Source organism: Runella zeae DSM 19591, assembly GCF_000423565.1.
GTDB classification, from domain to species: Bacteria; Bacteroidota; Bacteroidia; order Cytophagales; family Spirosomataceae; genus Runella; species Runella zeae.
Genome location: NZ_AUIF01000034.1, coordinates 73,987 through 95,101 on the forward strand (window position 1 = coordinate 73,987; position 21,115 = coordinate 95,101).

23 protein-coding genes are annotated in these 21,115 nt (G+C 41.3%); 9 read left to right on the forward strand and 14 right to left on the reverse strand.

Annotated elements, in window-relative coordinates; translation table 11 throughout:
- The first annotated feature begins 4 nt into the window (after nt 1-4).
- The gene (locus G563_RS0109745) at nt 5-589 is read left to right on the forward strand and encodes an OmpH/Skp family outer membrane protein (protein WP_084650817.1); all 585 of its coding nucleotides are present in this window, start codon (nt 5-7) and stop codon (nt 587-589) included.
- An 80-nt stretch (nt 590-669) separates the two neighbouring features.
- On the opposite strand, the gene G563_RS0109750 is transcribed toward G563_RS0109745, so the two are convergent.
- Both G563_RS0109750 and G563_RS37635 read right to left on the reverse strand, forming a co-directional pair.
- On the reverse strand, nt 670-1,518 hold the full coding sequence (locus tag G563_RS0109750) for an SDR family oxidoreductase (RefSeq protein WP_028665156.1): 849 nt from the start codon (nt 1,516-1,518) through the stop codon (nt 670-672).
- 32 nt (nt 1,519-1,550) lie between these two features.
- Nucleotides 1,551-1,778: a KTSC domain-containing protein gene (locus G563_RS37635; RefSeq protein ID WP_084650818.1), complete on the reverse strand. Its 228-nt coding sequence runs from the start codon at nt 1,776-1,778 to the stop codon at nt 1,551-1,553.
- A 308-nt stretch (nt 1,779-2,086) separates the two neighbouring features.
- Here G563_RS37635 and G563_RS0109755 point away from each other — a divergent pair, with 308 nt between their 5' ends.
- The 3 genes from G563_RS0109755 to G563_RS34225 all read left to right on the forward strand — a co-directional run bounded on the left by G563_RS0109755 (nt 2,087) and on the right by G563_RS34225 (nt 5,274).
- The gene (locus tag G563_RS0109755; RefSeq protein ID WP_037326372.1) at nt 2,087-2,602 is read left to right on the forward strand and encodes a YciE/YciF ferroxidase family protein; all 516 of its coding nucleotides are present in this window, start codon (nt 2,087-2,089) and stop codon (nt 2,600-2,602) included.
- A gap of 30 nt (nt 2,603-2,632) precedes the next feature.
- The gene (katE, locus tag G563_RS0109760) at nt 2,633-4,792 is read left to right on the forward strand and encodes a catalase HPII (RefSeq protein ID WP_028665158.1); all 2,160 of its coding nucleotides are present in this window, start codon (nt 2,633-2,635) and stop codon (nt 4,790-4,792) included.
- 86 nt (nt 4,793-4,878) lie between these two features.
- Nucleotides 4,879-5,274, forward strand: a complete 396-nt coding sequence (locus G563_RS34225) for a hypothetical protein (protein WP_051210870.1) — start codon at nt 4,879-4,881, stop codon at nt 5,272-5,274.
- A gap of 68 nt (nt 5,275-5,342) precedes the next feature.
- Here G563_RS34225 and G563_RS0109770 read toward each other — a convergent pair whose 3' ends face one another.
- Both G563_RS0109770 and G563_RS34230 read right to left on the reverse strand, forming a co-directional pair.
- Entirely contained in the window at nt 5,343-5,612 is a 270-nt protein-coding gene (locus G563_RS0109770; RefSeq protein ID WP_028665159.1) for a DUF4158 domain-containing protein, read from the reverse strand.
- 11 nt (nt 5,613-5,623) lie between these two features.
- Nucleotides 5,624-6,028: a response regulator gene (locus G563_RS34230; protein WP_051210871.1), complete on the reverse strand. Its 405-nt coding sequence runs from the start codon at nt 6,026-6,028 to the stop codon at nt 5,624-5,626.
- Between the two features lie 407 nt (nt 6,029-6,435).
- On the opposite strand from G563_RS34230, the gene G563_RS0109780 reads away from it, so the two are divergent.
- Entirely contained in the window at nt 6,436-6,909 is a 474-nt protein-coding gene (locus G563_RS0109780) for a CinA family protein (protein ID WP_037326335.1), read from the forward strand.
- Between the two features lie 7 nt (nt 6,910-6,916).
- Here G563_RS0109780 and G563_RS0109785 read toward each other — a convergent pair whose 3' ends face one another.
- Complete coding sequence (locus tag G563_RS0109785) at nt 6,917-7,282, reverse strand: hypothetical protein (protein ID WP_157585210.1); 366 nt, start codon at nt 7,280-7,282, stop codon at nt 6,917-6,919.
- 98 nt (nt 7,283-7,380) lie between these two features.
- Between G563_RS0109785 and G563_RS0109790 the strand changes: the two genes are divergently transcribed.
- Complete coding sequence (locus tag G563_RS0109790; protein WP_028665162.1) at nt 7,381-7,662, forward strand: glycosyltransferase family 9 protein; 282 nt, start codon at nt 7,381-7,383, stop codon at nt 7,660-7,662.
- A 47-nt stretch (nt 7,663-7,709) separates the two neighbouring features.
- On the opposite strand, the gene G563_RS0109795 is transcribed toward G563_RS0109790, so the two are convergent.
- The 5 genes from G563_RS0109795 to G563_RS0109820 form a co-directional block, all read right to left on the reverse strand.
- Nucleotides 7,710-8,219, reverse strand: a complete 510-nt coding sequence (locus G563_RS0109795) for a YciE/YciF ferroxidase family protein (protein ID WP_028665163.1) — start codon at nt 8,217-8,219, stop codon at nt 7,710-7,712.
- 66 nt (nt 8,220-8,285) lie between these two features.
- The gene (locus G563_RS0109800) at nt 8,286-8,858 is read right to left on the reverse strand and encodes a hypothetical protein (RefSeq protein WP_229598475.1); all 573 of its coding nucleotides are present in this window, start codon (nt 8,856-8,858) and stop codon (nt 8,286-8,288) included.
- Between the two features lie 425 nt (nt 8,859-9,283).
- Nucleotides 9,284-10,444: a PepSY-associated TM helix domain-containing protein gene (locus tag G563_RS0109810; RefSeq protein WP_084650819.1), complete on the reverse strand. Its 1,161-nt coding sequence runs from the start codon at nt 10,442-10,444 to the stop codon at nt 9,284-9,286.
- A gap of 4 nt (nt 10,445-10,448) precedes the next feature.
- Entirely contained in the window at nt 10,449-11,672 is a 1,224-nt protein-coding gene (locus G563_RS0109815; protein WP_028665166.1) for a DUF4374 domain-containing protein, read from the reverse strand.
- Between the two features lie 17 nt (nt 11,673-11,689).
- The gene (locus G563_RS0109820) at nt 11,690-14,062 is read right to left on the reverse strand and encodes a TonB-dependent receptor (RefSeq protein ID WP_051210872.1); all 2,373 of its coding nucleotides are present in this window, start codon (nt 14,060-14,062) and stop codon (nt 11,690-11,692) included.
- A gap of 118 nt (nt 14,063-14,180) precedes the next feature.
- Between G563_RS0109820 and G563_RS34235 the strand changes: the two genes are divergently transcribed.
- The 3 genes from G563_RS34235 (at nt 14,181) to G563_RS0109835 (ending at nt 17,343) form a co-directional block, all read left to right on the forward strand.
- Nucleotides 14,181-15,176 carry a helix-turn-helix transcriptional regulator gene (locus G563_RS34235; protein WP_051210873.1) on the forward strand — a complete coding sequence of 332 codons (996 nt, stop codon included), beginning with the start codon at nt 14,181-14,183 and terminating at the stop codon, nt 15,174-15,176.
- Nucleotides 15,177-15,482: 306 nt separating this feature from the next.
- Nucleotides 15,483-16,907 (forward strand): SGNH/GDSL hydrolase family protein, encoded by a 1,425-nt coding sequence (locus G563_RS0109830; protein WP_028665168.1) that lies wholly within the window; start codon nt 15,483-15,485, stop codon nt 16,905-16,907.
- 19 nt (nt 16,908-16,926) lie between these two features.
- Nucleotides 16,927-17,343 carry a hypothetical protein gene (locus tag G563_RS0109835; RefSeq protein ID WP_028665169.1) on the forward strand — a complete coding sequence of 139 codons (417 nt, stop codon included), beginning with the start codon at nt 16,927-16,929 and terminating at the stop codon, nt 17,341-17,343.
- Nucleotides 17,344-17,717: 374 nt separating this feature from the next.
- On the opposite strand, the gene pstB is transcribed toward G563_RS0109835, so the two are convergent.
- Genes pstB through G563_RS0109855 form a run of 4 tightly spaced genes read right to left on the reverse strand, consistent with a single transcriptional unit; the run spans nt 17,718 to nt 21,109 of the window.
- A complete protein-coding gene (gene pstB / locus G563_RS0109840) occupies nt 17,718-18,461 on the reverse strand; it encodes a phosphate ABC transporter ATP-binding protein PstB (RefSeq protein ID WP_028665170.1) in 744 nt (247 codons plus the stop codon).
- A 23-nt stretch (nt 18,462-18,484) separates the two neighbouring features.
- A complete protein-coding gene (pstA, locus tag G563_RS0109845) occupies nt 18,485-19,342 on the reverse strand; it encodes a phosphate ABC transporter permease PstA (protein WP_028665171.1) in 858 nt (285 codons plus the stop codon).
- A 2-nt stretch (nt 19,343-19,344) separates the two neighbouring features.
- Nucleotides 19,345-20,238: a phosphate ABC transporter permease subunit PstC gene (pstC, locus tag G563_RS0109850; protein WP_037326337.1), complete on the reverse strand. Its 894-nt coding sequence runs from the start codon at nt 20,236-20,238 to the stop codon at nt 19,345-19,347.
- On the reverse strand, nt 20,231-21,109 hold the full coding sequence (locus G563_RS0109855; RefSeq protein ID WP_037326338.1) for a substrate-binding domain-containing protein: 879 nt from the start codon (nt 21,107-21,109) through the stop codon (nt 20,231-20,233). The genes pstC and G563_RS0109855 overlap by 8 nt, the downstream gene beginning before the upstream one ends.
- Nucleotides 21,110-21,115 lie beyond the last annotated feature (6 nt).

A 21,115-nucleotide genomic window follows, 5' to 3' on the forward strand; every position in this document is an offset into this window, starting at 1 on the left:
AATAATGAAGAATCTTATCGTTTTGTTGTTGGCTTCAGTTATTTGTGTTCAAACTCAGGTGATTGGGCAAATTCTAAAGCTAGGTTATATGGATCAGCAATTTGTTTACGACAATTTTCCTGAATATCAGCTTTTAAGAAAAGAGATTGAGGGAAGTTCTGCGAAGTATCAAGAAGTGTTGAAAGAAAAGTATGCTCAATACCAACAAAAATTGGAGGCCTATCAGAAGTTGCCCAAAGGACAAGTGGCACCTCTTATCCTGAAAGACAAGGAAACCGAATTGGTCAACTTACAGCAATCGATTCAAGAATTTCAATCAAATTCTGAAAAAGATTTGCAACTAACTTACCAAAAGAAGTTTGCGGTGATTGAAGAAAAAGTAAAAAAAGTGATTGCGGACTATGCTCGCGAAAACAACTATGCTTACATAATTAGGTCTGATTTACGGGCGGAGGATAGCTGGCCTATTGTCCTTTTTGCGGGAGCGGAGGCGCTCGAAATTTCCCAAGAAATTCTACTCAAGCTAGGTGTGACAGCGGCCACTGCTCCGCCCATAAAAGCAGGATTATTGAAAATGGTTAAAAAATAAGCACGTTTAAACTCCAGCGCGGGTCACACGTTAAATTATGTTTGTAGCGGTTGTCATAAAAGGAGTACGGACGCCGGCTATTAGGCATTGATGATAGAGCCTCCGTTGGGGTGCAAAACTTGCCCTGTCATGTAGGAACTATCTTCGGAAGCCAAAAACACATAAGCAGGTGCCACTTCACAGGGATGTCCGCCTCGCTGCATAGGGGTATCTTTCCCAAAGTCTTCTAGGTTTTGATCAGGAAAAGTAGAGACCACTAAAGGCGTCAGAATAGGCCCCGGGGCTACGGCATTTACCCGAATCCCTTTGCCTATGATACTGCCCGATAATGAGCGCGTAAAACTAATAATAGCCCCTTTGGTAGCTGAGTAATCAATCAGAAAGCCATTGCCCTGATAGGCTACTACCGAAGCCGTATTGATGATGCTACTGCCAGGTTTCATGTATTTGATTGCTTCGCGTGTCAAGCGAAAAATAGCAAATACATTGACTTCAAATGTAGCTTCCCATTGTTCGTCGGGTATTTTCGTAAAATCGTCGCAGGGCTTTTGGACAGCGGCATTGTTGACAAGGATATCAATTTTACCAAAATGCTCTAAAACAGTGTCAATGGCTTGGGCAGGCGTGTCGCGGTTCATTAAATCGCCGCTAATCAATAAGCATTCGCGGTTTTCTTTTTCAATGAGTTGGCTAGTAGCTTGCGCGTCTTTTTCTTCGAGAGGATGATACAGAATCGCAATATCAGCACCTTCACGTGCAAAATGCAAGGCTACGGCTTTGCCGATTCCACTATCGCCTCCCGTAATAAGTGCTACCTTATTCTGTAATTTTTGAGAGCCGGCATAAGTTTTTCGTATATATGTAATCGTGACGGGCATTTCTTCTGTCAGACCCGGTTCAAGATGTTGTGAGAGATTGATTGTATTCATAGCTGTGGTTGTAGATTAAAATCTTATTTTACTTATTTTGTATTATCAGCGAGGTTGCTCATTCTCCTTGAACGATAGCTACTTACGATATATTTATTGAAAAAATGACCGTAAGAATCTGCATTTAAGAATCCTTGATATACATGTAAGGGTACTTGATAATAGCGATACCGCGAACCATTATGAAACTCTATTTCTAAGGTAGTGCCTTCGTAGCCTATTGACTTTACGGAAGAAGAAATGACATTCACTGTTTCCATTTTTTTAATTGATTGAACTGCCGAATAGATTCAGATGATGTAGTATACGTTTAGGAATGTCTAAAAAAAGTATTCCATTGATAATGAGGTTACTATTTGAAGTGTTTTGGGGTGGGAGATGCCCGATGTGGCAACACTTCTACAATCCTAAAATTCGACAGAGGATAGCAAAATCTTTCTCTTTAGAGAAATCCCTCTTTATATAGTCATAAATGAGGCGGCATACCCAAATGGGTGAGGAATACATGGGTAGGTGGAACAATATTTTAGAATGTACTACCCAAAACCAACCATACATTTTTAAACACATGAAAGCAACTTCCTCAAAATCAGAAATCGCCACAGGACTGCGCGAATTGTTTGAAGACAGTCTAAAAGACATTTATTATGCCGAAAAAGCCCTCACCAAAGCCCTTCCTAAAATGGCCGATAAAGCTGTTTCGGGTGTGTTGGTAGAGGCTATTAAAGAACACTTGTCGGTTACGGAAGGGCATGTGAAGCGCCTTGAAGAAGTATTTGAGGTAGTAGGTATGAAGGCCGAAGCCAAAAAATGCGAAGCCATAGAAGGGCTCATTAAAGAAGGACAAGAGACGATGAGCAAAACCAAAGAAGGGGTGGTGCGGGATGCGGGTATTATTGCTTCTAGCCAGAAGGTAGAGCATTATGAAATAGCCACTTATGGTACGCTTGTGTCTTTTGCCAAAACCTTAGGCGAGAAGGAAGCGGTTCGCTTATTAAAGCAAACTTTGGAAGAAGAAAAAGTAGCCGACAAAAAACTCTCAGCCATTGCGGAAAGTGCCATCAATGAAGAGGCGAGCAACTAACTTAGGCTATTCACCCCAATTCTCACCACAATGAAGAAACCGATAAATGATAAACAACGAGATCTGGACAGAAACAAAGAAAACGGTCAAGATGAATTTTTAACCACCAATCAAGGGGTAAAAATCAATGATAATCAAAACTCCCTAAAAGTAGGGGAAAGAGGACCGTCGCTACTCGAAGATTTTATTTTACGTGAAAAAATAACTCACTTTGATCATGAACGCATTCCTGAGCGCGTGGTACATGCGCGCGGAGAAGGAGCTCATGGGTATTTTCAGGTGTATGAATCGATGTCCCAATACACCAAAGCCGCTTTTCTTCAAAATCCCGACCAAAAAACCCCTGTATTTGTTCGATTTTCGACGGTAGCAGGTTCGAGAGGATCCACGGATTTGGCGCGAGATGTCAGAGGTTTTGCGGTTAAGTTTTATACCGAAGAAGGTATTTATGATTTGGTAGGAAACAATATCCCCGTGTTTTTTATTCAGGATGCCATTAAGTTTCCTGATTTGGTTCATGCTGTCAAGCCCGAGCCCCACCACGAAATGCCTCAAGCAGCTTCGGCGCATGATACTTTTTGGGATTTTATTTCTTTGATGCCCGAAAGTATGCACATGATTATGTGGGTCATGAGCGATCGCGCTATCCCGCGTAGTTTGAGGATGATGGAAGGTTTTGGGGTACATACCTTTCGCTTTATCAATGAGGCCGGCGAATCTCATTTTGTGAAATTCCACTGGAAACCCTTGTTGGGGGTGCATTCGGTATGCTGGGACGAAGCGCAGAAAATTTCGGGCAAAGACCCTGATTTTCACCGACGTGATTTGTGGGAAGCTATCGAAATGGGGCACTTCCCCGAGTGGGAATTAGGAGTGCAAATAGTATCGGAAGAAGACGAACATTCTTTTGATTTTGATTTGCTGGACCCCACAAAAATCATCCCCGAAGAACTAGTCCCCGTACAGCGTATAGGAAAGCTTGTTTTGAATCGAAACCCTGATAATTTCTTTGCCGAAACCGAACAAGTCGCTTTTCACCCAGGGCATATTGTGCCAGGAATTGATTTCACCAACGACCCTTTGTTGCAAGGAAGGTTATTTTCGTATACTGATACCCAGCTGTCGCGCTTAGGAAGTCCTAATTTTCACGAAATCCCCATCAACCGCTCCATTGCTCCTATACACAACAATCAGCGGGATGGTCATATGCGACAAACAATCAATCAGGGAAGGACAAGCTACGAACCCAATACCCTCGGGGGCGGTTGTCCTTTTCAAGCAAAAATGAAGGAAGGCGGTTTTAGTAGCTATCCCGAACGAGTAGAAGCCCATAAAATACGAGGACGCAGCCAAAGCTTTTTTGATCATTTTAGTCAGGCTACTTTGTTTTTCAATAGCCAATCTGAGTATGAACAAAACCACATTGTAGATGCCCTTAGTTTTGAACTAGGAAAAGTAGAAACCGAAGCGATTCGTCAAAGAATGCTCAAGATGCTCTCCTATGTAGATGCTAGTTTGGCTGCTAAAGTAGCTTACAATTTGGGTTTATCGATTCCAGATGAATTAGAAAATTTGCTGAATCAGAGCTATCCAGCAGATGCCGATAAAATGGCTTATCAGCCCAATATGGCCACCTCTTCAGTCGAAAAATCTAAGGCATTAAGTATGGACTCTACTTCCAAAGACTCCATAGCCACTCGCAAAGTAGCTATTTTGGCCGCCGACGGCGTAGAGGAGATTCAGCTTACTGCCATGAAAAAAGGACTTATGGCCGAAGGGGCAGTGGTAGAGGTGATTGCGCCCAAATTGGGCTATATCTTATCGGAAAATAACAAATCTATCAAGGTAGATAAAAGTTTTTTAACGACTGCCTCAGTGCTTTATGATGCGGTGTATATTCCGGGCGGAATGAACAGCACTGCTACGCTAGTTGCCGAAGCAGATGCAATTCATTTTCTTAACGAAGCTTTTAAGCATTGCAAAGCTATTGCAGCTGATGCTTTTTCTTTGCCAGTATTGAAAGAGACGTATTTTGGCAAATACCTCCCCGCCAATCATAAAAAATCATCTCAGATGGTAGAAGGGGTGCTGGTACATGACGATTCTGAAGTCTTGAGGGCCGAGTTTATCAAAGCCATTGCTCGTCATCGCTTTTGGGAGCGTGAGAAAAAACTTAAAGTACCTGCTTAAAAAAAAGGACGTTTGAGGAGCAAGGCTTGGCGCAAAATCATAAAAACAAGTAAAAACGGCCTCGAAGAGGATAAGACGGAAAAGCTATGGAACATGCTGAAGAAGAAGAAACATTGGTAGAAATCCTGAAAAATCTACAAAGTAAGGGTTATACGTTTGATTTTGGCTCTGAGTGGTCGGCAGAATTTAAAGACAAAATAGGAATTGCCGAAAAACACTATTACAGTTCCAATTTAGCAGAAAAAACGGAGGCGATTCCGCTCCTTGTACGAGAGGTACATCGCATTGAAGGAATGTCGGATCCTTCGGACAATTGTATCATTTATGCCATCGAAACAACCAACGGTTTAAAGGGTTTTTTGGTGAATGCTTATGGGATTTATAGTGAAGACAAAAAGGTAGAACAAAACGCTATTTGTCCTCATGAGATTTCGGAAGAGCAAATTTATGATAATAATCAATTTGAAGCACAAATTGAATAACAATCCCAAACGTCATTTTTTGTGAGAGGCTTTAGTTGGACTCATCTAAAGCCTCTCACAAAATGAATTTAATGTGGACGGATACGTTGATAAATGATTTCAGGAATCTTTATCAACTCTCCCAAAAACATGCCTCGCTGTTTAAAATACTTTACGAGTTGGACATATACGTATAATTTATTGGAAGGACTTCGCTTTATATCATAGTACGACAGGGCCATTTCTTCGATTACTTCCAAGGGAATAGTGCGGTTGCTTATGATACTCTCTCCTTTATACGCCACCAATTCTTTTAACAAATTTACGCCGTCTATCCACACTTTTGCTGTTTTTTCCATACGTTTTTTATTTAAATGGATGTTTCAACAAAGTCACATTCTACTCCTGCCATTTGCTGAAGAATACTGGTCAATAAATTAGGATCTAAAGGTTTTATGATACATTTTACTACTCCCAACGACTTTGCTTTCCCTGCCAATACGGTATCTATCGAGGTGGAGTAGAGAATGATAGGCACAGCTTTCCAATTGAGGTGTTTTTTTATCTCTTTGATACATTCTAGGCCATTCCAGCGAGGCATATTCATATCAACAAAGATAAAATCTGGTTGCAGCTCATCCAGCAATTTGATTGCTTCTTGCCCCGAAGCTGCATGGGTACATTCAAACAGGGAGGGGATTTTTTCTAAAGCCATCAGAAAAAACTCAAATTCATCCAAGTCATCATCAATCAATAGCACATGAAATTTTTTCATAACCAAACATTTTAATATCCGACATCCCTCGCAATCGTTTTGCGAAGTAATTTTTAAAGAAGTAGGGAAGGAAAAAACACGTGCATTGCGAAGATGCACAACGGCCGTTGTTCATAGAAAAACTACCATCTTCGCAAAAGTGTAAAACAAAGATGGACATTAATAATAGCTTTTCCAAGAAAACAATTTGGTTTTCTAACTAATTTTTAAAGCTCTTTTTGGGGGGTGGGCTATCCTCACAAAAAAAGGGGAAGTGTTTTCTCAAAAATACACAAAATATACCTATACGCACTTGTTTATCAGGTGTTTTAGATATGTTTTGTGTTAATAATATAATATACGTTATTGGCATAATTTTTTATTTTTTCGCCCCAAAAGCTATTCATCAATATTCAACTTAGGCTATCATGAATTCAATCGTTGCTGACGCAGCCCAACGCCTTGCTAATCGTGGTCTTACGATTGCTTTTGCCGAAAGTGCCACAGCAGGTCGGCTTATGGCTGAGTTTTCTCTCACTCCCTCCGCTGGAAAAATCCTAAAGGGTGGGGTGGTATGCTATGACGCATGTCTAAAAGAAGATATATTGGGGGTGTCGCCAACGCTGATTCAGGAATATACCCCCGAATCAGCCGAAGTGACAGAAGCTTTGGCGCGCTGCTTGAAAGATTTCATTGCTTCGGATGTGCAGCTCGCCGTAACTGGCCTGCCTCGTTCGGGCGGTAGCGAAACACCCCAAAAACCCGTCGGTACGATGTTTGTACATTTCTTGGTGTCAGGCAAGTCTATTGGAATCAAAGAGCGCTTCAGTGGGTCGGCCGAAGAGATTATCGAGCAGACCGTCCAATTGGCCGCTCAGTTGATTTTGACTCACTTGCTCTGACACTCGGCTATTTTTTGACGATACTGGGACTCCAATCAGTCAAAAGAACATTGAAGGTAGAAAAGGCAAGAATACCCAAATGAAAAAGAAGTGTTTTTTTGTTTTTTCTGGCTTGCTTACTCACTATTGCCAGAGCCAAACCAGCCAAGTTTGCCATATCCATTTTGTAGTGTTCTTCTTTCGTAATCATTCTTCTGATAGCAAAAGGATGATCTGAAAAAGCGGCATATCCCAAAAGATTGAGAGCTAGGCCTCGATAAAATAGCTGCGAGCGTTTATTGAGGTGCAACATTCGGGGTGCTGTTAGCAGTACTACCGATAGCGCATAATCATTCAAATGATGCGCGGTTGGAGAAATTAGGTTCGTTTTCATGATATACGCTCATTTAGGTTTTAGATGTATTTTAACGGGTACAGAAGAAAAAAAAGCAATTACGCAGCAAGTGGCTTATTGGAAGCGTATTCGTCCGATTGACCACAGGGCTAGGAGAAATAGGTTTTTTGATTCAAAATGCCTTTTTACTTATTTCAAATTGTACAGGTGTCCCTCATATCGCATCAGCTACTCATACTCCTAGTATAATAGTTAGCATGGATGGCGAGCCGCACCGCTGGGACCCTCTCGACATACAGCTTCATCGAACGATTAATTGGCTCGCTGAAGCCGATTTTGAGAAAGTAAAAATCACGCTGTATGACCTGATTTCCAAGAGAAATGATCTTAAAAGAAAGAAGACTGTCTCCCCCAAATAGAGAAGAGACAGTCGATAAGAATCAGTTTTTTAGAGTAAGATGTTTTTTTAGCCTTCCTCTTCGGCGCCTTGATTTATGTAGCCTGTGGCAATAGAGGTGAGTTTATCGTCGGCGGCATATTCTTCATCGAGGGTAGTCTGTAGGAGAGTGGCAACTTCCATATAGCCCAATATTTCGGCGAGTGTCCGTAGGGAGCCATAGGAAGCTATTTCATAATGTTCTACCTTTTGGGCAGCTACGATAAGCGCACAATCTCTGACAAGCGTATCGTCTTCGGTATCATCAATAATCTCTTCTCCTTCTTCTATGAGACCTTGCATGGCTTGGCATTTTTGGGAAGAAAGGGGCTCATTCATAAATTCAAATGCTTTTTCCAATCGTCGAGCGTGCATATTGGTTTCTTCAAGGTGATTTTCGAAGGCTCTTCTTAGCTCGGTAGAAGTAGCCGCTTCGGCTATAGTCGGAAGTGCCTCGATGAGTTGCTGCTCAGCATTATAGACATCCATAAGTTGCTGAATAAAAAATTGGTGGAGTTCCGATGTTTCTTGCGTTTTCATAGTGTTTTGATGTTAAATAGATAAAAAAATAATTGAAAAAAGTCTTTACGTATAATCTAAAATAAACTATCCTAGAGCGGCATATACTATATTTACGCCCATCCCAAATACTATATGAGCAATCACTAAAGTAGGGAGATAAATTTTTAGGGAAACATTGTGGGGAGGATTTGGGTGAAAATGAAAAACCATAGTCCAAATAGCAATTCCAAATAGCCCACTCACAAAACCAAACACCATTCCTGACGGGATGGTAGGCGCACCAATTCCCAAATTCCACAAAAAATAGTAACAAAAAGCAAAAAGAATCCCTACCAAATAATGAGCCACTATACCTGTCCAAATTGCCAAGGGGCTATTGGAAAGCCCCCCCTGAGGGGTAGTTTGATTGGTAATGAGGGTACCCAAAATTTTCACAACTTTCAGTTGCCGCTGTGTTACGAGCGTCAGAAGATAGAGAAAAAGGGTCATGAGGGCTGTTCCCGCAATGCCTGATAAAGAGATAATGAAAAAAATCATGATAAGAGCGTGCTTTTTCTTATGGCTTCGAAATAACTGGTTTAGAAGCAACAAGTTGGATAGTAAACTTCGAGAAGGGACGCTATTGCTATCGGCGAGTTCATTGAATTTGGTATTCATGATCCATATGATGACCGCGTAGATACCTTAGGCGGTAAGCCCTTTTGGGCTACCAGAAAAGTAGGAGCTCCGAGCTCCACTGCAAAAAAGAAAAAAGATAGAAGCGTTTTCATGTGTTATACATTTTAGAGCTTAAGGTCAAAAATGTATGCCTTCTCTGAAGGAGTTTATAAAAAGAGAAAAAGCTGCCTCAATGTCATTTATTTTCCCCCTAAACTGTGGTGAAATTTTCCATTTTGAGACCGCCTTACTCTTGCGAGTACTATGCTTTCATAGGGATTTACACTCACTGAATATCTTACCAAAATTCTTCAGCGTATTTAAATGCATTTAATTTGATCTTACAAAACGTATTTTCAGGGGATATAAAGAAGAAGGTTAAAGGACATTTTGGTGACCTTTAACCTTACTGCTGCCTTGATAGGCTAATCAGGACTGTTTGTACTTGATAGTCTACGCTCTTTTTTTCTTCTACCCTGCCAGATGAGAAAGCCGGTAATGGGTAATGAAGCCCCAATAATTCCGCAGATAAACGTAAGAATCTTTGTTGTAATTCCACCCCAAAAACCCATGTGAATGAGCAAGAGGCTGGCACTTACTTCCGCATTTCTCTGGTAATAGGTGAGGTCGTCCCCTCCAGTTGGCTCTCCTGTATAGCGGTTAAATTGAAAATATGTACCGGTTTCAAAATTCAAAAAGGAGGGCCGTACCCCCGTAGAGCCATTTATTACGGTAATGGTGTCAGACTCAGGCAGGAAAAAAGTAATCTGCCGAGCAGAGGGCCGGTCGGCGCAAAGCCGGTCAAAAATCTTGTTGTAAGAATAATCGGACTTATCAAATTGCCGGGGAGGCTGAGGTGGTGACTCCTGCTCCAATAATTCGGCTTTGCCGCCTAATGAATTGACCAGCGGCCCCTTCAAGAAAGGCCATGCCATGATGAGGCCCGTTATGGTCAGCACCAGCAATACGGCCGACGTATAAAAACCTAACGTACGGTGTAAATCATAATTGAAGCGTTTACGACCACCTTCCCGTTTGATTTTAAACGCTGTCCGGCGCGCATTTTCAGTCCGTGGCCACCACAGATATAATCCGGCGATAAGCTCAAAGAGAAAAATGATAGTTGAAATCTTGATGATATAGTTTCCTGTTTTGCCCGCAAATAAGTTAACATGGAGTTGTACCAGAATAATGATCGTCTCCAGCGTCCCTTTGTCGACCCTGATAATTTGTGAGGTGTACGGATTGGCGTAAACCATTTTATAGCCCTCAAAAATATCATTTCCCTTGTCATCTTTTTTTCCTGACTTTACAGCAGAAAAAAAGTCATACGTCCGGTTATGTTGGGTATACGTATTGATTAGGAAGATATTTTCCCTCGGGTAGGCTTTCTCATAGTTGGCCACAACATCTTCTACTTTAGCCCGTGGTAAGTTCTGCTCAGGAACGTACAAATAGTCTCGGTTAACAATATTGAGGGCTTCTTCGGTAAACGACAGTAACGCGCCTGACAAGCTAACCAAAAAGAAGATAAGGCCTGTTGTTAGACCTATAACCAGATGTATCTTTCTGACGATTTTTTTCATCTGGTTAAAGTTTTGCGTAGCCGCATACGCTACCTCCCTCCGAAATCTGGAAAGCCTGCGTTGCTGTTGTGTTGTTTACTTTAAAAAATCCATTGATATTCTGTGATGCTTTTACGACCATAAAGTAGATAGCTTTATCCACTTCGACTATGGCATTAGCATTCCCATTAAAGCTGACAATTGGCACGCCCGAAATCTTCTGAATTGATTTGGTAGTTACATCAATGGCGCTGTACTCCCAAATTTCACCCCCGATATTTGAAAAGTCTGGCTTGATACCTTCTGTAGGAATACGGGTATAGATTTTACCATTTCTGACCAGCAAGTTGTGGAAAAATCCATTCTTTACAATATCGTCCATCTTGACCGACCAACTGCCATCAATTTCTGTTTCCCCTTTTTTGATGCGGTGCAGCGATGAGCCGCCACTACCTAAGGCACCAAGGTTGCAGAAATAAAGATTACCGTCGTCAGCCAAATCCCACATGGCATTTTCCAGAAACCAGCCACACTGAGCCGCTTTGGTACCAGTATCGTAAGTAATTATCTTATCCAAATTTCCAGAAGCAATGTCAATTACGGCCAGCCTAATGATTCCATCCAGAGCATCTAGATAACCTTTACGGGCCGAAGTTCCGTAATGAATATTGGCGTAGAGTTTTCCCTCTTTTACCATTAGCATATTCTGTCCTAGACTAATGTAGCCTTGGGTGACATCCTGTAGCCGGGATGTAAAATCCAATTCGCCGGTGCGCTGCATAGTCGTCGGATTAAACTTCTGAATTTTTAAAAGACCAAGAGAAGGATCCCAGTAAAAACCCGTTGTTTCATTAACGATTACATGTTGACCCGAACCGCTAATACTTTTATCAACCGCAATGAAGCCTTCTTCCTTGAAGGCCTGCATTGTAGCATCAATGCTGTATTTGGTGATTCCTTTTTCGCCAACCGAATTGTAAAAACGGTAAATGTGCTTTCCAAACTGACGAATACCGAGTAACTGCGACGCCTGTTTGGACGAACTTTTTACATTGGTTTGTGTACCAGAAGGGACATTTGCCCCAAAAGACGTTAAGTACCCTGAAAAGGGAGAGGTTGTTACAGAGGTAGCTATGACGTAATTTGAAGATTCTTCGGCTGAGACTTCTTCTTTATTGCTCTCACAACCTGTTAGCCCAAACAAACCTGACAATAGCACAGCAGACAAACTAAAAAATAACTGTTTCATTACGATAAACTGATTGATTAAATAATTGAAAATCTCAATTTTACATGAACACTTCGTCCGGCGCGCTGTACCCGAAAATTATCGTAAAGCTGCGCGTTAAACACATTCTTAACTTCTAACCCTAGACTTGCTTTATCATTACGAATAGAGTAATTCATACCAGCTGAATGCAGATGTTGCGCAGGGATAACCAGCTCAGAATTGATGTTGGCTTTACTGCCGATTCCCAAAAAGCCTTTTGCCTCCTTACTTCGCGGAATGGGCTCCAGATAAAATTCATTTACGTAGTTGTAGTACCAGTAGGCCTGAAAGGTATCGCCTGTTTTGAAGATGTTCTGATGGTTTGTGTGCAAGTTTGCTCCGCCAAAAAAATAAGGTGTATTACGTACCCTTGAGCCCTCAAGAAACTTCACATTTGGGTCGGTGATGCCAAACAGCCGCAAGCTTTGGTACGTAATATTGGCGGTAGTTTTGAGCCATTTATTTAGCTGTATGCTACCATCGGCCTCTACTCCAAACCCTTTCACTTTATCAACATTCTGATGTTGCAAGAAGATAACGTTGGCCGGCACCTGAACAATTATATCGGTTGCTCTGCGATAAAACATATTAACATCTAAGCTGTACCTCTGAATTTTCTGAAGTCGGTAGCCAAGATTAATATTCAGGCTTTTTTCTGGTTTTATAGAGAAGTTCGACATCTCAAATAGTCCGTCGCCAAAGACTTCCGTATTCTCAGGCAGCCGGGTTGCCAATTCAGCAGAAAGACGAACAAAAGAATGTTCAGTGATTGTTTGCTTTAGTGCTTCGGCAAGTCCAAATCTGTTTCCTTGATTACGAGTCTGATTTTCGGAGGCACTGGTATATAGAGCGTCGGTGCCATACGTAGTAAAACCAAAATACTTGATGATGAAGTTGTTGGTTAAGCGTCGGGAGAAAGCAGACTCCATACCCGCCGAGAGGACGGCCTTTTTATACCCTGCCGGAACGGCGAGAATGTCTCGTCCTGAATAGATATATTTGTTTCCGAAAGGGTCTGCCCCTAGACGGTCGTAGGTGGTGTAGGTAACGTTCAGGTCTATTTTATGAATTGGTGTGGCCTGATAGCTGAGATAGGTTCGTGACGTAAAATTTGTAAAATTGACGTTTGATAACGACCCATCAGCGTCGGATTCACCCTGGCGGGCATCGCTCGCCAATCGATTTCCATACCAATCATAAACACAATGGCAGGTATCTACTCGTTTTGCGATAATGGTATTGAGTACCAAAAACTGGTCTATTATCCACTTAGAGCCAATAGTTTTTTTATAGCGCAGAGTAGGTACAAATGAAGTTTGCCGTGAAGTAACCTGCCCGAAAGGCTCCGTCATCAGTGCGCCGTGTTGTTCTTCCTTATCGACTTCAAAGTAGGCTAAACTGAACCGAAGCAAATCAGCCCATTTTCTATCAGTAACCCCCATCGATACCTCGCCGTAAAGATTGGAAAAGGCATCGTGGAAACGAGTCATTTCGGCATCCTTTCGTGTTCGTGTAAAGGCATCAATTACTTTGACCGTAACCCTGTAGTTATTATCAGAATGGTTGTAGAAGCCATCAAGTCCAATAAACCAGCCTTTTCTCGGATGCTGGTAATAAGAATTTAACGAGATACGATGAGTATTAAAGGATGCGGCTTCATAAGAGAGGTCAAGATATTTCTTCGTATTCGATCTAGACACCAGATTAATGGCTCCCCCTAAAGCATCAGCACTAAGTTGAGTAGGTAGAACGCCCTTGTAAATCTCCACACGATCTAGCAAGTTGACAGGTACGGTATTAATGTTAAAACCTGCCCCTAAATAGTCCAGAGGGACTCCATCTTTGAAATACTTGACAGCTTTACCCTGAAAGCCGTTGATTAGCACATTAGCTGCCGACCCCAACCCACCGACTTGCCTTACCCGAATGCCTGCCGTGCGATTGATAATTTCATTGAGTGTGCCAGCTTCATTCTGAATTTTCTTGGTACTGATTACATCAGCTTTTATTCCTTTTTCCCTTATTTCCTGCGCTTCTGATTTTACGGTTATCTGGACTTCCTGAAGCTCTCTGGAAACCGCAGTAAGCTTATGGTCAATTACAATGACCTGATTATATTGTAAATTTATCTCCTTTTTATAGGTTTCGAATCCTACCGCTGATATCACTATTGTAAAGCGCCCCAAGCGATTAACTTCTAACTGATAATCACCTATTTCATTAGCCTGTACCCCTTTTTGCAGTTCGATGATTTGTACATTGGCAAATGCATTCGTCCTACCCTTTACAACGCTCTGAGCAGTAGAATAACCTGAAACACATAATACCAATAAGGTGAGATAACCACGAAGGCCACTACATATTTTCATGAACAAAAGATAATTTAGACTAATTTTAAATAGTTTTGTAAATTGCTGCAAATTTATAGCTTAATAAAAGCAGAGAATGCCGTCATAGGGATTTATAATAACGACATACGGATTTATAATGAGAACAATACTAACAAACTTAGATTTTCAGGATGCGATGATTATCAAGGATATCCCTGATAAGGTTCCAGCTGCCGAAGGTATTATAGAATTAAGTCTCGAATCAAGGTTAAAGGGTATTTATGGACAGCAAAAAGCGTATATTCTTGATGGTATGTATGTTGAGCGCAATAAAGTGTTACTGCCGAAAGATACCAGCGTGTATGTCCGGAAAGAGTCTCCTCACTTAGAACTTCACCTCGAATTAAGTGGTTACACATCTTTTTCACCCAAAGGAAAAACGGCCGATTCTGTTCGCATACCTCATGCTAGTGGCTTACTTCTTTACTTGCCCGAATTAGAAGGGCAACTTAATTTTGCCAAAAACGACACTAGAGAATCATTGGAAGTGGAATTCTCAGAAGAATACTTTACTAGTATATTTTCAGGTGATTTGGAGACGCTTGGGCCATTTGGTAAAGCCATACTCAATCAGGAGCCAATTTTCCAGAGTAATCAGGGAGTAAGATTATCACCACAAATTCTCCAAATAGTGGTAGATATCCAAACCTGTAAATATCATAGCTTACTAAAAAAAATATACCTTGAGTCGAAGATAAGGGAGCTTTTGGTGGTTTTTATTTCACAAAACCAGAAGCTGGAAATAGAGCAAACTGGCAAACGGTGGAGTAAGGCTGATATTGAAAAACTATATGCAGCACGCGAACTTGTTGCCAAAAACATTAGCAGTCCATACTCTATCGTGGAGTTATCTAAACAGGTAGGTTTAAATGACTTCAAACTTAAGAAGGGATTCAAGGAGTTGTTTGGAACCACAATTTTCGGTTATATTAATGAACTGCGCATGGCAGAAGCAAAACTCTTGTTAATTGACCCGGCTCACTCTATTGCTGATATAGCGTATAGGGTTGGTTTTAAAAATCCTCAACACTTTACAGCAGCCTTTAAAAAACAGTATGGTATTCTGCCAAAAGATATTCGTATGAACCGTTGAGAAAGACTTACTACAATATACGTGTTAGCTATCCGTGCGTTGGTAAGCTATTCTGCTTTGCCCTGAAGCAGACTTTAGTAGCCACAAGCTCGTTTAGACCACAGAGTTTTTCTCAGTCATTGATTTTCAAAGTTTATCCGTAAAATACTGGATTTCCAGTATTGACAAGAGTTGTTGTGTTTTTTTACCTTTGTAATAATCATTATATCCACACTTTTTTTTTAAACCTACTCCACTGTTATTTTGATTTTCTTCAAATTTCTCTTTATAAAATATTAATTAAAATAATTATAAAGAATATGTGTCATGAAAAAAATATTCTATCATCTATTATTAATTTATTTACTACTATCACAAACTATCGCCTGTACTCCTACTATTACAGAAGTAAAAGAAGAAATAGATCCTTCTATTGTTCCGTCTTCTCCTACCCTGATAGAGGTAATCAAATCAGAAAGTAATTGGCTTGGGCGTTTTAATGCTGGGGATACGATTATTAAAGTCCAATCCGCTAAAGAGGTTTTACCCGAAAAGCCGAGCAAAGCACCTGATCTCAGCAAGTTACAAAAAGAGCAAGGAAAGTTTCGTTTGGTTTCCGTAGGAGGAAGTTTATCTGCGGGTTTTCGAGATGGGGGGCTATACCGTTCGGGGCAATTGACGGCTTTTCCCCATCTAATTGCCCTACAAATGGGCGTCTCTTTTACGCAACCTTTATTTTCGGAAGCTGAAGGCAATGGTACGGGCTATAAAGTAATAAGTGGGAGTGAACCCTTGGCTTCTTTCAAAATGGTAACCAATAACCTCGGAGTTATCTCAGAAGGAAAGGAAACGGTCTATTCTCCTTTCAAAGAAAATACCAGCATCGACCAGTTTGCCTTTCCTGAAATCAACAAAGGATTGCAATACTTCCGCCCTTTGTCACTAATAACAGATGGCAGTTATAAATACCTTAATCGGGTCGTTACTTCTGAAATCACGACCAAATTCAAAACTCCTTGGGAATGGATTGACAGCCAAGATGGCGATTTGTTTATTTTTGAATTAGGCTTAAGTGACCTTGTACGGTATCTGTCATTAACAGGAGGAGGAGGAATTTCCTCGTTGGATGCGGGTTATGTGACTACCTCACGAGAGTTTTTATTGATGCGATCGGTGAGTAAAAAGGCAAAAGGGGTGATGCTAAATGTGCCAAATGTAGCAGAATTTCCTTATTTTAAGCAAATTACTACCGACAAAGTCACTAAGCTAGGTGTGAAAATTTTTGTGCAAATAAGTGTTCATTCTGAACATTTTCGTCCTTTTGACCCTTCTATAGATCGATTGCTCCCCACAGCAACGGTGGAAAAACTCTTTAAAGGGGAGTTGAAAGGCGAGGTATATTTAAAAGATACGGATGTCTTGTCGAAAGAGGATGGAGATGATGAAGTGACCAATATTATTTCTAACAGTTATAATCAAAACGAGGTGACGCGAATCGCCAAAGAACTTAATTGGCCAATCGTGGATTTGAATAGTCTTTACAAACGTATACAAGCAGGCGGATATGTAACTGACGACGGAATAAGTATTAATCCAGCTTGGCCGAAGGGAGGTAATTTCTTCTCGGCAGATGGAGTATATCCTACCGCTTTGGGGCAGGCGGTGATTGCCAACGAAGTCATTAAGACGATGAATGCTCATTATGGGATCCAGATTCCATTGCTACAAACTCGTTTTTTTGTGAATAAATAATTCGACTTTCGATTAAAATATGAAGCGATTATTCAAATTCTGGTTTTGTATTGCCACTATTTTTCTATTGATAGAAGGGTGTTTGTCAAGCCCCTTTCAAAGTCGTCAAACTACCGTCTTTGGTACAGTTACCGATAATGATACCAAATTGCCGGTAGCTAATCTTGAAATTGCAATTGATGGCGAAAAAGGTACATTAGGGTCTGTGAGTAGCGAACTAAAAACGGTATATACAGATACCAACGGTAAATACAATGTAGTCATTGATGCCCCAAAAGAATTCCATTCACTTACTGTAGGAAATTTATGGGATCGTAAGTTCTTTCCTAAATACCGAGGCTATCAAACATATCTAAATGGACAGCGAACAGGTAACTGTTGTAAGGTAGAAATCGGTTCAAAAACCCAGTACGATTTTATGATGGTGCCTAAATAAAAATAAGTTTTAAAATAAAAAACGATATAAACTCATTTGAAAATTTTAAACCTCTTTTCCTCTGATTCTTACTTTATGCTTTTTAGATTCGGTATTAGCTCAAAAGAACAAAGAGAGTTATGAAAAACAAATAGATGATTGTATCAATACATTGAAAACAAGTCTACTCATTTCAAACATAAATAATCGCTAATTCAGCCGAAAAACTGGCCGATAAGCTGACTAAGCTTTTTCGAAAAGAAGAAAAAAAGCGCCACGAAGAATGAGCGGGGAGTGAAACCAAGCAAACAAAAAGCCAAAGTCTCTTCAACGAAGGTTCTAGCCGTGGCAGGATAACAGAGAAGGTACCGGCGCTAATAAAAGATACGGATTTATTAGCCAAAGTGACCTTTTACGTAGTTTTTGGTTAGCTCCTTTGTAGGAGATTGGAAAATGGCCTCCGTTGATGAAAACTCAACCACTTCTCCAAGATACATAAATACTGTATAATCGGACACTCGAATGGCCTGTTGCATATTGTGGGTGACAATGACGATAGTGTAATCTTTCCTCAATTCTCCGATTAGTTCTTCTATCTTCCCTGTGCTTATGGGATCTAAGGCCGAGCACGGTTCGTCCATCAGGATAATTTGCGGATGTACTGCAATGGTTCGGGCAATACACAAACGTTGTTGCTGTCCGCCCGAAAGGCGAGTCGCTGGTTCGTGTAATTTATCTTTAACTTCCTCAAACAAATAACTTTTACGAAGCGAATCTTCCACAATTTCGTCGATTTCCCCTTTGGCAACACCGTTGATTTTTAATCCATAGGCTACATTTTCGTAAATACTTTTAGGAAAAGGATTCGGTTTTTGAAAAACCATGCCTACTTTTTTTCGGAGCTGGTGCACGTTGGTTTGGGGCGACAACACATCAATCTGGTCGACCCTTATTTCTCCTTCCATCCGTACATCAGGCGTTAAGTCATGCATTCGATTCAAGGTTCCAAGCAGGGTCGATTTTCCACAACCCGATGGGCCAATCAGTGCTGTTACTTTGTGGGCAGCAATCTCCAAGTCAATCGTTTTCAACACCTGTTTTGTGCCGAAATAAAGGTTTAGGTGCTTGATTTGAATCATTGATTTTGGGTAGCTCAATGCGTTTATTGATGATGAGTACGATAACGTTTTCGAATAATGATGGCGGTTAAATTCAACAAAAACACCAAAGTAATCAGTACCGCCGCCGTCCCGTAAGCGAAAGGACGCACCAATTCAATGGATTGGTGCTGAGTGGAAAGCATGTAAAGATGATAAGGAAGCGCCATGAATTCTTCCTTCGGGTTTCTGGGTACATCGGTAATAAAAAAGGCCGCCCCAGTAAATAAGATGGGGGCTGTTTCTCCGGCCGCTCTGGATAAACTTAAGATAGTACCCGTAGCAATACCGGGAATGGCCTGAGGCAGTACAATGTCACGTATCGTTTCAAACTGAGTAGCCCCTAAGGCCAAAGCACCTTCACGCATGGCGTTTGGTACGGTTTTGAGAGCTTCTTCCGTTGTGGTAATCAGATAAGGCAAGGAAAGTAATCCCAGTGTCAGTCCGGCCGACAAAAGTGAAGTTCCAAATTGCAATCCCTGTACAAACAGAGCCAAGCCGAATAACCCGAAAATAATAGAAGGAACTCCCGCTAAATTACGAATCGCAGCTCGAATACTGCGTGTAAGCCAGGTGTCTTGGGCATATTCATTTAAATAGATGGCACATCCTATCCCGAAAGGTAAAGCAACTACGGCCGTCATCAAGGTTAAAAGCACTGTTCCGACAATTGCCGGTAAGATACCTCCTTGGGTCATTCCTTCCGTAGGATACTGAATCAAAAAATCGAACGATAAGGCAGGAAATCCTCTGTAGAAGATAAAAAATAAAATATTGAATAAAAATAGGCATACTAGCAGCGTACCTGCCAAAAGCCATAAGTAAGGCGCGGGGCTTTCCTGACGAGAAGCAGTTGGTTTCATCTTTATTGGAATTGTCGAATACGATTAGCAATATGTTCAGCCAATATATTTACTAGCATAGTGATTATAAATAAGACAAATGCAATCGCAAAAAGGGCATAATAATGCGTGGTTTGATAGGGAACTTCTCCCATTTCGATGGCAATGGTTGCCGTAATAGTACGAATGGAGTCAAAAAAACCTTTCGGGAAAGCCAATGTGTTGCCGGTTGCCATCAGGACGGTCATCGTTTCGCCGATTGCTCTTCCCATTCCCAGCATCACCGCCGCAATGATTCCTGGCGCTGCTGCCGGCAGTACCACTCCACGAAGGGTCTGCCAATAGGTAGCTCCTAAGCCTAAAGAAGCTTCCTTGAGTGATTGTGGAACAGCATGAATGGCATCTTCCGAAATGGTGATAATGGTAGGTAATGCCATAATAGCCAACAAAACCGATCCGTTCAACGCATTCAGTCCATTGGGCAAGCCGAATAGGGCTGAAATCAAAGGGCTGACTATAGTGATACCTACAAAACCAATCACTACCGACGGGATCGCCGCCAGCATTTCTATGGTCGGTTTCAACCATTGTTTCATTCCAGCACCTGCGTATTCCGACATGAACAAGGCTGTTCCGATACCCAAAGGAATCGCCAGCACCATTGACCCCGAAGTGACTAACAACGTACTTACCAACAAGGGTAATAAGCCATACGTAGAGGTATCTCCTCCGGAGGAAGGGGCCCATTGGGTCGCTGTGATAAAATCTATGGGACTGATTTTGGTAAAAAAAGCAATAGTATTGTAACATAACATCCCAAAAATTCCCAGCAAAATAGAGATGCACAACAATCCCGAAAATTGGAAAAGAAATCGAAATAATTTATTAATTCGGACGCGTGCTTTTGTCTTATTCATGGACGGGAATGTCGGCTGGGAAATAGCCATTATTGATGATGATTTTTTGTCCTTCTATACTCTTCTCAAACGTCAAAAGTGGCAGTGCCTTTGCATATGAGCTTTTTAAAATGTATTGATACAAAGGTCGTTGAAAGTAATATTTTTTATGAACGACCGCATCAAAATCAAGCGGCGAGTAGGCTAAGGCATTCTTTTCGTACACTTTCAGGATTTTAAATCCCGTTCCCTGCTGTTTGCCATTTTTGATGACGTATCCGGCCCCCGCATAGCCAATGCCTCCTTTATCGGCTTTTACGGCTTCGATGATTTGTGCGTTGCCATTCATTTCCTTCGCATACAGAGAGAAGTCAATGCCTAATTTTTGCTTTAAATAACTGTGGGTTCCCGAATTACTTTGCCGCCCATAAATCGTCATTGGAAGTTGTTTAAACGTCCATTGCCGTATTTTGCCGCTAAATATGGTTCTCAATGCTTCTACTGAAATGGAATCTAACGGTAACGACTCGTGAACCACAATGGCAATAGCATCGTGCGCAAATATATAAGGGATAATTTCTTTCTTTTTTTCTTTAAAGAGGCGTTCTTCTTCCAAATTCATCGGGCGAGATGAGTTGGCGATGTCCGTTAGCCCATTCATGAGGGTCGCAATTCCCAACCCGGAACCTCCTCCTGAAACAGACAACTGAAGGGATTGATTTTGTTTATAAAATGCTTCCGCCAGCAACACCGAAAGATTTACTTCAGTATCGGAGCCTTTCAGTCTGAGAAATTCAGTATCACTGCTACAAGCTATCATTCCCAATAGCAAACCGAACGAAACTACGGTTATCCATTTTTTGTAAAAATAATTCAGGGAGCGAAATCTCATTGCGCC